Origin of the sequence: Pseudidiomarina terrestris, from assembly GCF_030466375.1 — a bacterium.
In the GTDB taxonomy this organism is placed as follows: domain Bacteria; phylum Pseudomonadota; class Gammaproteobacteria; order Enterobacterales; family Alteromonadaceae; genus Pseudidiomarina; species Pseudidiomarina terrestris.
Window position 1 is genome coordinate 19,911 of record NZ_JAGGJE010000004.1, and the last position, 12,238, is coordinate 32,148.

8 protein-coding genes are annotated in these 12,238 nt (G+C 50.6%); 3 read left to right on the forward strand and 5 right to left on the reverse strand.

Annotation, left to right across the window (positions count from 1 at the left end):
- Complete coding sequence (locus J6J28_RS09685) at nucleotides 1-459, reverse strand: ATPase (protein WP_301721398.1); 459 nt, start codon at nucleotides 457-459, stop codon at nucleotides 1-3.
- 369 nt (nucleotides 460-828) lie between these two features.
- Nucleotides 829-1,587: a hypothetical protein gene (locus J6J28_RS09690; protein ID WP_301721399.1), complete on the reverse strand. Its 759-nt coding sequence runs from the start codon at nucleotides 1,585-1,587 to the stop codon at nucleotides 829-831.
- 250 nt (nucleotides 1,588-1,837) lie between these two features.
- Between J6J28_RS09690 and J6J28_RS09695 the strand changes: the two genes are divergently transcribed.
- From J6J28_RS09695 to nhaD, 3 genes are all read left to right on the forward strand, one after another.
- Nucleotides 1,838-3,964 (forward strand): diguanylate cyclase, encoded by a 2,127-nt coding sequence (locus J6J28_RS09695; protein WP_301721400.1) that lies wholly within the window; start codon nucleotides 1,838-1,840, stop codon nucleotides 3,962-3,964.
- Nucleotides 3,965-3,975: 11 nt separating this feature from the next.
- A complete protein-coding gene (locus J6J28_RS09700; protein WP_301721401.1) occupies nucleotides 3,976-4,788 on the forward strand; it encodes an SDR family oxidoreductase in 813 nt (270 codons plus the stop codon).
- A gap of 143 nt (nucleotides 4,789-4,931) precedes the next feature.
- Complete coding sequence (nhaD, locus tag J6J28_RS09705; RefSeq protein WP_301721402.1) at nucleotides 4,932-6,368, forward strand: sodium:proton antiporter NhaD; 1,437 nt, start codon at nucleotides 4,932-4,934, stop codon at nucleotides 6,366-6,368.
- On the opposite strand, the gene J6J28_RS09710 is transcribed toward nhaD, so the two are convergent.
- The 3 genes from J6J28_RS09710 to J6J28_RS09720 form a co-directional block, all read right to left on the reverse strand.
- Complete coding sequence (locus J6J28_RS09710) at nucleotides 6,365-7,300, reverse strand: LysR family transcriptional regulator (protein ID WP_301721403.1); 936 nt, start codon at nucleotides 7,298-7,300, stop codon at nucleotides 6,365-6,367. The genes nhaD and J6J28_RS09710 overlap by 4 nt on opposite strands.
- Nucleotides 7,301-7,397: 97 nt before the next feature.
- On the reverse strand, nucleotides 7,398-10,571 hold the full coding sequence (locus tag J6J28_RS09715; RefSeq protein WP_301721405.1) for an amidohydrolase family protein: 3,174 nt from the start codon (nucleotides 10,569-10,571) through the stop codon (nucleotides 7,398-7,400).
- Between the two features lie 20 nt (nucleotides 10,572-10,591).
- Entirely contained in the window at nucleotides 10,592-12,136 is a 1,545-nt protein-coding gene (locus J6J28_RS09720; RefSeq protein ID WP_301721406.1) for a S10 family peptidase, read from the reverse strand.
- Between the last annotated feature and the right edge of the window lie 102 nt (nucleotides 12,137-12,238).

Genomic DNA, 12,238 nt, shown 5'->3' on the forward strand with positions numbered 1-12,238 from the left:
CTACATATCAGAAAAGCGGTTCGCTGTTTGTACCATTCGTTTTATCTCGTTTTCTTCTACATTTTGGATCGTTTCGAGCAACTCTTTTGCACTATTTATATCGACACGAGAATAAAGATGATTGTAAAGTTCGAGCACCTGTTCATGATGGTTGACTATCTTCTCCATAATGTGCGACATATCCATCTCTTTAAAAGGTGAATCGCAGTGACCATGTTCAACAATTGGGTGTTTATCAATATAGTCATAACACCAGGTATTCAGTGCTTTTTCCTCAGCAATATTTTCAAATCCTTTCACCATACGCTCAAGACTGCCCTCATGCTCGGCCAAATAACGAAGGATCATCTGCGAGCGCTCGTCCTTGTTCTGCTTAGAGCAATGTAGCAAGCAGTCTTTTAAGTTACGGTGAAAAGAAATCGTCCAATTGAGCACATCTCTAATTGTTTCGACTTGCATATCCCCTCTCCTCAGAGTGATTATTTTTGATTGCGTTTACCACCTGAACCTGTTGGATCTCCATGACAACTGCAGGGTGTGAGGCTCAATTCTTAGCGTACGTCTTACACGATTCATTAAACCTATAATCAATAATAGCTCATGCGTCTTACAATTGATTACCCGATCCAACGTTCTGGTTATTCCTAATGCCAATCATGCACCCAAATTAGTCGAGTCACAGAAATTCCAGTGAGCAGCGCATTGACGTGAGTAGCTGCGGCGGTGAGCATGTGCGGGGCTTTTTTCGTTTCGGCAGGGTCGAATACAATCAAGCGGGCGAAGAGCGTTAGCGAGGCCCATCCCTGAGCCTGGCTAAAGCTATGTGGTTTACTCTGATGATTCTGGCATGTAGCTCAGATCTTGGTGCAATGCGTACATGTAGCTCCACCATTCACTGACTGATGCTCTGAAATCGGCTTGTAGCTTCTCAGCTTTTTTCTTGCCAACTGCTGTTTCAAGACGCTTCCAGACACCTGGATCTTCGGCATCTAAGGCAGCGGCATCAGCATAGGGTTCAACGACAAAGAAGTGAGAGGAGTCGCGTCCGCCCATTTTGTAATACCAGTCTGCGCTTTGTCCCCCATCACCTTTGATGCCTTTCTCGATTGCTGCCACGGTTTTCTCGAATAATTCGAAGTCACTCACCGTAAAATAATAGACAACAACAAAGCTGGCAGCGGACGGTTGGTCAGAACTCCAGTCAGGCATATAGCTTGCTATCTGATGGTCGGTTGAATCCAGATGTGGTAAAACACGTTCTTGTACCACTCCGCGGCAGCTTTCATCCGTAGCGTCATCAGCAAAGAACTCTTGCCAGTTCTCATAGTTGCCCGTGACAACAAATACACTGCCGGGCCCCTGGATGCGACTCCAAATCCACCATGGTGTGTCATCACCGGCATTTTTATAACACTCGCGAACCGCTTTCACGCCATCCATGAAGGCCTGGGTGTGACCCAGCTTCACCGACAACTCGGTTGTGGAGAGATAAAAACTCTCCCGTTCGTGATTATCTGCGCTGGCGACCTGACTTAGGAGTGGCGTTATACAAAAACAAACACTTATTAGTAATAAAAATTTCTTCATTGGTTTTTCTCCTGAAAAACTTGGTTTAGATCATCCCTTCTTGAACCACTAAGGCATCTGGCCTTAAGGCTTGAATATAGTCGAAAAACCAGCAGGGAAAGGCTTCTATAGCAATAGACGGGGGCGGCGGTGTACATTTTGTGACCACCTGTTAACCAAATTAGGAAGTAAAAGGCGGCATAGATTTCGGGTTCACCTGCTTGTTTTTTATGCTAACCTCAACTTAACTTTCTTTTTTTTAGGTGACATTGTGCGAAATGCCAGTGTAAATCATCATCTTACCAACGTTTCCTGGGGTCTGGGCTACGGCTCTGTTGCCGCCATAATTAACTATTTCCTCGCATTCGAGGTTTACGGTTCGGTGACGATCCTACTGGGCCAGATGATCGTATTTTTGGCGCTATTTACCCGTGGCCTCACCGCCGCTGTTATCGCGGCGTTAATGGCTTCCGCTGCCGTCTACCTCTATACCCAGAACGCCTTTTTCTTCATCACCCTCATTTCAGAAGTGTTAACTGTCTACCTGCTGTACCGTCGCAAAGTTCCTATTTTATTGGCGGACCTCCTATACTGGGTGTTACTGGGCATTCCTATGTCCTATCTCTACCTTCCGACAGTTCTCGATTTGCCGACAGATTTTCTGGTCATTATTATGGCAAAGCTGGTGTTCAACGGCTTGCTGTACACCGCCCTGGCGATTTTGCTGTTCCAGCTGGTTCCCAAAAGTTGGCGCGTGGTGCCCATGAAACCGGTATCCGACTCCCTCACGGGTCGAATTTTTTACCTCAGCTTTCTCTGTATTGTCGTCACATCTTTATCCTTCTCTTTCCTCTATACCGTGCGTTCAGCACAGCAGATAGAACAACAAATCGTTGCTGACATCGGTGCCAAAGCAAACAGCCTGCGTGAAGTCACTGAGGATTTCGTTACCGATTATGTGGTCGCGGTGCGAAACCTGCGCGATAGCATGGCTTCGCTTGCTAGTTTTGAGGAGCAACTCGAGTTAATGGCACTGACCCAGAATAATTACCCAAGCTTTGTCTCCATGTTGCGCGCAGATGCCAATGGCAAGATCTTGCATGGCGTGCCAACTGACCATTTTGGTGAAGTTCTGACACAAACCTCAACCTTGCCGGATATTGATGACCGTAATTATTTTCAGGCGCCAAAAGCGACCCGTGAAGGCTATGTTTCCAGTGCCTTCAGGGGACGTGGATTCGGGACGCAGCCCATTATTGCCATAAGCGAGCCGCTGCTTAAAAACGGGGAGTTCATGGGGATTGTTGAAGGCTCTCTGGATATTCCAGAGCTGAACCGCCTGGTACGGCGCACGGATATCGATCCACGGTATCAATCAGTGGTCGTTACCGATAACGATAACCAGGTTATTTTCGCCTCTGATCAACTTAATTTAATCGCACTGGCAAGCTTTTCACCACGTAACCTGCTTAATTTATATACGCAGGACTTACCCTTAACGCGACTTCAGAATCGTGACATGCTCTATACCCAGCGCTTGAACAAATATGGCTGGAATATTTATGTATTCTCGAGTCCCGAACAGCTTACTCAATTATTCGCTCATAATCTGATTGTTTTGTTTGTTTTTCTCATTCTGATAGGCGCTTTGTTTGCTCTGGTCACCCGCCGCTTCGCACGCGAAATTACACGGCCATTGGAGAGTCTCGCTGAGCAGCTGAATCATGACACCGACCTGCCTCTTGCTATCGATCAGTCCGAGATGAGTCGTGAGGTACGCACCATTGCAGACAATCTTATTTCCGCACGTAAGTTGATGGTGAACTTTAATCGCCAGCTTCAAACTCAGGTCCAGGAAAAAACTGCCGACCTGGAGAAATTAAATGGCAAGTTGGAAAAATTAGCCCGGGAAGATGGCCTAACTGAATTGTTAAACCGCCGTACCTTCGATGATCTGGCGGAACAGCGCTATCACGAAGCTATGGCCACCCGTAAGCATGTTGCCCTAATTCTGATGGATATTGATCACTTCAAACGCATCAATGACACCATGGGTCATCCCGTGGGCGATGAATGCATCCGCATGGTTGGGCTGATACTGAAAGAATACTTCGAGCGCAAAGGTTGTCTGGTTGGCCGCTATGGCGGCGAAGAGTTTGCCGTGTTTGTCAGCGAAGTGGATGACCTGCGTGCACTTGCTAAAGAGTTCCAGGACGCACTCGCCACCTCGTGCCAGGTTGAGGGACAGATGATCCCGCTGAACATGAGCATGGGCATCGTCGAAGTACGCAGCAGCTTTTCCGGTGGTAGCTTCCGCCGTTTGGTTGCGCATGCCGATAAATTGCTGTATCAAAGTAAAGATTCTGGCCGTAATCGCATTTCAATTGAAACCTTGTAGGACCTACTAACATGCACAACAAACGTATCGTCATCACTGGCGGCGCCAGTGGACTGGGATTTGCTTTGGCTCAATTAGCAGCAAAGGCGGGCTGGCGAGTGTGCATTGTAGATCGCGATGAAGAACGCGGTGAGGCAGTGATTAGTAGCTTACAGCGGTTACAGGCAGATAGCTTTTTCATGCCCGGCGATGTCACCCGGATCAAAGATCTTGAGCAGGTTGCCGAAGCTCTGACCGAGCGCTGGCAAGGCGTTGACGTGGTGGTAAATAATGCAGGCGTGGCGCAGGTGGGCAAGCTCACCGATACCAGCATCAGCGACTGGCAATGGATTATCGATATCAACCTGCTCGGTGTTGTGCGTGGCTGCAAAGTCTTCGTGCCTATGTTGCAGCAACAAGGCGGGGGTCACATTATTAATGTAGCTTCTATGGCTGGTTTACTGGATGTGCCCAATATGAGCGCCTATAACGCCACCAAAGCTGCAGTCGTGAGCCTGTCAGAGACCCTGCAAAACGAGCTTGCCGGGGACAACATTCATGTCGCTGTCGCTTGTCCCTCGTTTTTCAAAACCAACCTCGGCAAAGGCATGCGCTCCAACATTGAAGGAATGGAAGCGAAGCTCGACAAACTCATGGCGTCGAGCAAATTGAACGCGACCGATATCGCCAAAAGTATAATGCGTACTATCGAACGGCAACAAAGCTATACATTACCTCACCGTCAGGGCCGCTTTGCCTGGTATTTAAAGCGTTTCCTGCCCCGTAGCTGGTACCGCCGCATTCTGCATAAGTCAGTGAAAAAGCACGATAGATCAGATAGCTAACCTTTATATAGAGCTACCTTTTTCGAGGTATCTCTTTATTCCTTTAACAATTTACTAATCCCTCAGCTGCCGCCATCATCTTTTGTGGTAGTATGCCCGCGCAATCCTCCCTAACAACCTTTGTGTGCAAGGAAAATAGACACATGTGGAAGCTACTTCTTGTTGCCTTCGCTTTCTTAATCGTTAGTCCTGCAGCATTCGCTGCGTCAGGGCCCTTGGATTTAACTACTTCAACCGTTGGTATTATCGCACTGGTCATCTTTACCGCGGCTTATGTGCTGGTCATGGGCGAAGAACGCCTGCATATGCGCAAGTCTAAACCCGTTCTGGTCGCTGCCGGGCTGATTTGGATGATGATTGGCTGGGTCTACATCGATCAGGGCTTTCCGGGCGTCGCTGAAGATGCCTTCCGGCACAACCTGCTGGAATTTGCCGAGCTCATGCTGTTCCTGTTAGTGGCGATGACCTACATCAACGCGCTGGAGGAGCGACGTTTGTTCGATGCCTTGCGCTCATGGATGGTAAAAAAGGGTTTTACTTACCGCCAGTTGTTCTGGATATCCGGTTGTCTTGCATTCTTCATCTCTCCCATCGCCGATAACCTGACCACCGCCCTGCTGATGTGCGCGGTGGTTATGAAAGTGGCCGATGGTGACAAGAAATTCATTGGCATGAGCTGCGTCAGCATCGTTGTTGCGGCAAACGCTGGCGGCGCATTTAGTCCTTTTGGTGATATCACCACGCTGATGGTCTGGCAGGCAGGCATTGTCGAGTTCCATGAATTCTTCGTGCTCTTCATCCCCTCAGTACTGAACTACCTGGTACCGGCGCTGATCATGAACTTTTTCATCGACAACAAAAAGCCGCACGCGGTGTATGAAGAGGTTGAATTAAAACGCGGTGCACTGCGCATCACAGGGCTATTCCTGCTCACTATAGCCACCGCTGTGTCATGCCATATGTTCCTGCATTTGCCGCCAGTGCTGGGCATGATGATGGGCTTGGGTTACCTGCAGTTCTTCGGTTATTACCTGCGTATGACATTGCCAGGCTCGCTGGCCCGTAAACGCGCCATGGCGGAACGCGCCGGCGATATAGAGCGCTTAAAACGTCTCGGAAGTGTGGTTCCTTTTGATGTCTTCAGCCGCGTGCAACGCGCCGAGTGGGATACCCTCTTGTTCTTTTACGGCATTGTAATGTGTGTGGGCGGCTTAGGCTTTTTGGGGTACCTGCATCTACTTTCCGACACCCTCTATACACAATGGTCGCCTACCTTAGCCAACGTTGCCTTGGGGGTCATGTCTGCCGTTATCGACAACATCCCGGTCATGTTTGCCGTCCTTTCCATGCAACCTGATATGTCCCACGGGCAGTGGCTGCTGATTACCCTGACGGCCGGTACCGGCGGCAGCTTGCTATCGATCGGTTCAGCCGCGGGCGTGGCTCTGATGGGGCAAGCGCGCGGTTACTATACCTTTGCTAGTCACCTGAAGTGGGCGCCGGCAATCGCTTTAGGCTTTATTGCCAGTATCTTTGCCCACTTATGGCTAAACGAACAACTCTTTACCATTTTTGGTTAAGGGTTCTCCGCGGTTTCGGCCACCAGTTGCCGGAACCAGCGGTGGCCAGCGTCATGCTGCAGTAGCGGACTCCAGATCATAGTTAAATCGAGATCTGGAATTGCAAAAGGCGGCTGACGCAGGGTCAATTCTTCATCATCTTGATACAGCAACGCTGCCCGGGTGGGGAGCGTTGCTATCAATCCTTGCCGCGCCAGATGCATGGCAACGTGATAATTACGGGTAAAGACCCTGATATCACGCTTGTGCCCGAGCTGGGCCAGAGCTTCATCAACCCAGCCGAGCTTCTGTGCGTCATGGGGATCCATACCAACGCCTACGCCAAAGCCAGTTTTGCTGACCCAGACGTGCTCCGCCTGCAAGTAATTCGCCAGACTGTAGTCCTGCAATAACGGGTGATCGTTACGCATCAGGCAGGAAAAATCGTCTTCCCACAGGGCTTTTTGATGGAATGACTGCGGCAGCTTCTCAAAACGGTTGATAGCAATATCGACTTTACCGTTTTCGACGTCATGAAAGCTGATATCGCTCGGCGTCATGATATCTAAGGTCACCATCGGGGCCTGGGCTTTGAGACTGGCAAGCAACTTTGGCATCAAGGTTGAGGCGGCGTAGTCTGAAGCCATGATACGAAACACGCGATCCGTAGACGCCGGCTCAAAATCGCGGGCCGGCTGCACCATTTCTTCCACGGAATATAAGATCTGACGCACAGGGTCCTGCATGCGCTTTGCGGTCTCCGTCGGAATCATGCCTTCACTGGTACGCACCAGAATCGGATCATTGAGCAAGCTACGCAAACGCTTTAAGCCGTTACTCATGGCGGGTTGGGTAATATTGAGCTGGGCAGCGGCTTTGGTCACGTTCCGTTCGCGTAACAGCATATCCAGATAGACCAGTAAATTGAGGTCAATGTCTTTTATATTATTCATAAAAAAAATAAATCCCGCTATACGAATATAGCGGGATTATAACGAGCTTCTGGTAAAGATACAGCCACAGCTGAAAATTTCAGCCTACGACCTTGGTCTATTCCCAGAAAAATGCTGCGCGCGGCGCGGCTTCCGGTACCAACTGGTTCATGTTGGTAGCATCGTACAAACGGCCGTTGACCATGGTATGAGTGACCCGGTCGGTGACGCGAATGTTCTCCAGCGGATTACCATCAATGACGATAATGTCCGCCAGCTTGCCCTCTTCCAGAGAACCGATCACATGGTCCAGACCAAACTCCATGGCTGGGTTAATGGTGGACGTCGCCAAAGCTTCCAGCGGCGTCATCCCGCCTTGCGCCATCATCCAGATCTCCCAATGCTGCGCGAGTCCTTCACGTTGACCATGAGCACCTGCGACCACTTTCACACCTGCATCGGTTAAACGCTTTGCAACTTCAGCATTATTGATGTGGTTATAGTGGTGGTCAGGCGCAGTTTCGCGACGCATGGCCTTGCCGACTAAGTTATCCTGCGGCACGAACTTGGATAGTTTTGGATGTTTCCAGACGTCAGTCTTGGCGTACCAGTAGTTTTCACCCCAGATACCGCCGTAGGCCACACCTAAGGTTGGCGTGTAATAAACGTCCGTTTGCTTCCAGAACTGCTCAATGTCGTCATAGATTTCAGCCACCGGGATTGAGTGCTCAATGGTGGTGTGACCATCTGCAATCATCGACAGGTTGTGTTGCAACAACGAACCGCCTTCTGGCACCACCATCATCTCGAGTTCACGACCTGCCTGAATAACCTGCTGACGTTGATTACGACGTGGCTGGTTGTAGCTCTTCACCGAGAAAGCACCGACTTTTTTCAGGCGTTCAAGATGGAACTTGGCATCGTCCAGACTATCGATGTGAGAGGTATAGCCTGGTCCGTTCGCGCCATACAAAATGGTACCGGTCGAGAACGTCCGCGGCGCAGCGATAAGACCTGCTTGTTGCATTTCGCTGGCAGTAAAGATCTCCGACGTATCATTGGATGGGTCGTGAATCGCAGTTACGCCGAAAGCGAGGTTGGCATAGGCCTGCCAGTTCTGCTCAGGAATGATCTCATATTCACCCTGACCACCGTGCGCATGCCCGTCAAACAACCCAGGCATCACCGTTTTACCGGTGGTATCGACAACGTAAGCATCGCTTGGGATCTCCACATCGGCAGCACGGCCGACCGCAATGATTTTATTGCCGCGCACCACAACCGCACCGTTGGTGATCACCTTGTCGCCGTCCATGGTAATGACCTGGCCACCAACAAAGGCTACGGTTTCGTCGTGTATCGCAGTATCCGCTGAGAAACTGATATTGCTGCCACTACTGACTTTATCAAACTCGGTGTCACCTTTATCAATAGTAAATAAGCCACCGACTGACGCATGATAAAGCTCAGGCCCTAATGACCAGTAAATATTTTTACCATCTGCGGTCCAGGAAATGTTTTCACCGGCGCGCACCGAGAGCTGCTCGACAGGGAACTGCTTATCACTCGGACCAATAGTGATTGGCGAACCACGTTCGACCAAAGGTGTCACAAATACTTTAAAACGCTCAGCAAAGGCCAGGTGCTGACCATCTGGCGATACCCGGTATTCAGTGGCATGCTCAGAAGTATAGAGTGTGCGTTGTTCTTTCGTTGCCAAATCAACGGACATTAACTGTTGTGCGCCCGCTGAACTCATCAGATAGACCCGATCGTTGCGCGCACCAAACTGTGGCTGGAAGCCGCCTTCACTAACGAGTCGCGGCTGCGCGTCAGCAGCTAATGACAAGTGATAGACCCCCGGATTCAGACCGTAGGTGTCCGGTGTCAGATAACCACCGCTGACTTTCCGGTAAACCACAGAGTTGCCATCCGGGCTGAATACAGGCTCAATAAATTTGCCTTTGCCCGTCGGCAATACGCGCTCTTTGCCGCTGTTCAGGTCACGAACGATAAGTTGTCCCTGCTCCTGATCATCCCAGGTGACATAGATAAGCTTATCGCCATCGCGGGAATAACTTGGATATAGCTCCCAGGCACCCTCACGATCGGTCAGACGCTGCGGCTTTCCGTTTGGCAGAGCGCGCTGGTACAAATGCCCTAACGCTTCATAGACCACACTTTCGCCATCAGGGGCGACCTGCACGCTACGTAACATTTTCACATTGAACTGGTCTTCACCCAGACTTTGTTTGAAATGCAGTGCCGTCTGAACTTTTTTCGTGGTTTCAACAGTAAATGGAATCACCCGCGCCTGACGCGTTGCCACGTCAAGTTTCATGATCTTACCGTCAGCCCAGAACACGATAGACTCGCCATCGGCAGTCCAGTCCATGGTCGGATAAACACCGTGAATCGCCCAGGTTTCCTGCATGTCGCGATCAAGTTTCGTATACAGGCGCTTTTCTTCACCGGTTTCGAGGTTGTAGGTGTACAACACGCTGTTGAAGTCTTCGCGTTTGATGTAAGCCAAGTGCTTGCCATCAGGTGAAGGTGTCGGACGGATTGCACCGCCGGCCCCACCCAGTAACACGTCAATGTCACCGGTTTCGCGATCAAAACGTTTGATGGTGTAGATACCCTCTAAGGAATCCTTGCTGTAATGGAAGGTCTTGCCGGGAGTATCATCTTGAGAAAAATAGATGTAACGCCCATCAGGAGAGAACGCTGGCTCGCCCAGATCTTTTTGATCGTTGGGGCGCTCGGTCAGCTGTACACCGCTACCACCGTTCACGTGATACATCCAGACTTCACCGGCTCCAAGAGAGCGGCGCGCAGTGTAGTGTTTCCGAGCCACTAAGAACTGGCCGTCAGGGCTCCAGGCAGGGCTGTTCAGCAGGCGGAAGGTTTCATTGGTCACGGCACGGGCATTGCTGCCGTCTGCATCCATGACCCAGATGTTGTCGCCACCGTCAGCGTCAGAAGTGTAAGCGATATACTTCCCGTCAGGGGAGAACACCGGCTGCATCTGCCAGGCAATACCACCGGCAATCAGCTCCGCATCACCGCCGCTGGCGGGCATGCGGTAAATGTCGCCCAGTAAGTCAAACACCAGCCATTTGCCGTCCGGACTTAAATCAACGTTCATCCAGGTGCCTTCATTGACCTTGATCTGAACGTCTTTAAATTCGCCTTGTGGCGCCTGTACGTCCCATGTTTCTTCGGCTAGAGCCTGGACTGGAAGCGCCAGAGCGACGCTGACCGCAAGGGCCAGCGTGGTTAATTTTTTCATGATTAGACCTTTGTGTTGTGTTATTGCTTCGCTTCGTATTTCGCGGCTTCACCTTTAGCAGGCACGGTCGACTCAATAAACGTACGTACGTCACTGTTTGCCGACTTAAGATCTTCTGCGCGTAAATACATCATATGACCGCTGCGATAGCCTTTAAAATCGATCCGGTCCGCCATACGACCGCTTGGGTCAAGGTGCCAGGTCGTGTACTTGGCATCAAAGTAATTGGTCGCACCATCGTAATAACCTGACTGCACTAAGACGTTCAGGTAAGGATTTTGCGCCATTGCCTGGCGGAGGTTTTCGCCAGTGTTGTTATTGCTGCGATCCCATGGATGAACAGGACCGAACATGTTGTATTTAACGTCGGTCTTGTAGTTCAGCTCTTCACGCAGGTAGTAATTAATCGCAGGCGTGAACGAGTGTAACCACGACGTCAGTTCGGCGTTGTAATCAGGGCTGGCACCAACATCATCACGGTCGATACCAAGATAACGCGAGTCCAGTCGGCCCACGGTTTGTCCGCGGTCGCGTAATAGCTCTTTCCAGAAAAAGCGTGGATTAATATCAAGGTTTGCGCGCAACACAGTTTGCTTGCTTAAACCTGAGAACCGCGCGACCTGCTCGGCAACCTGCTCGCGCTCAGCGGCGGGGAGCATCGCGCCTTTGGCCAGCGCCGGCAAATAGGTATTCAGCGTATAGGCTTCAACTTCGTCCAACACTTCCATCAGGTCTTTGCTTTGCAGGTCCTGATTTAAAGCATCGTGATACCAGGCGGTGGCGGCGAAGTACGGCAGGCGGTTGGCAGCTTCCACCGGACCCAGACGATCGATACCGATTTCCGTAGGAGAAACCAGGATAACGCCGTTCAGATACATCCACTGGCGATTTTGCAGCGCCAGAGCTAAGCCGGAAACCCGTGTCGTACCATAGCTTTCACCAATCAGGTACTTCGGCGAGCGCCAGCGTTCATGACGGGTGACAAAGGTATTGACCCAATCCGCCAGGTAGTCGACGTCCGCGTTGACGCCAAAGAACATTTTTTGCTGTTCACTCTTCGACGGCATTTCGCCTTCTGCGTTAGGCAAAACGCGCGAGTAGCCGGTATTCACCGGGTTTACGAAAACGATATCCGCCACATCTAAAACGGAGTGTGGGTTATCTTTTACGCCGTACGGCATAATTGGAAAGCCTTCATCGTCGACGCGCAGGGATTTTGGACCGGTGTAGGCGATATGCATCCACACTGAAGCTGAACCAGGACCACCGTTGAAAGAGATCAGCAATGGCCGCTCTTCACGGTTTTTTACGTCCTGGCGCTCATAATAAGTGAAGAACAAAGCTGCGGTAGCTTCACCTTCGTCGTTAAAGACCGGTTGCGTACCCGTGGTCGCCGTATACTCAAAGCGCTCGCCATTAATTGAGGCGCGGTGATTGGTCACAACCACATCATCAGCGGCAATTTTTGCCACCGGAGCACCGTGATCATCTGCCAGGCTTAGTGGGCTCAACAACAACGCAGCAGTAACACAGCTCGCGCTGATAGCTCTGGATAAAACATTCATTAGCATCAACCTCATTGTTTTTAGAGTGCCTTCATTTAAGGGTATGTAGGCGCAAACCTCAAGCTCTGTGAGTCCAATGCCACGGATTTGCGGATGACTCGC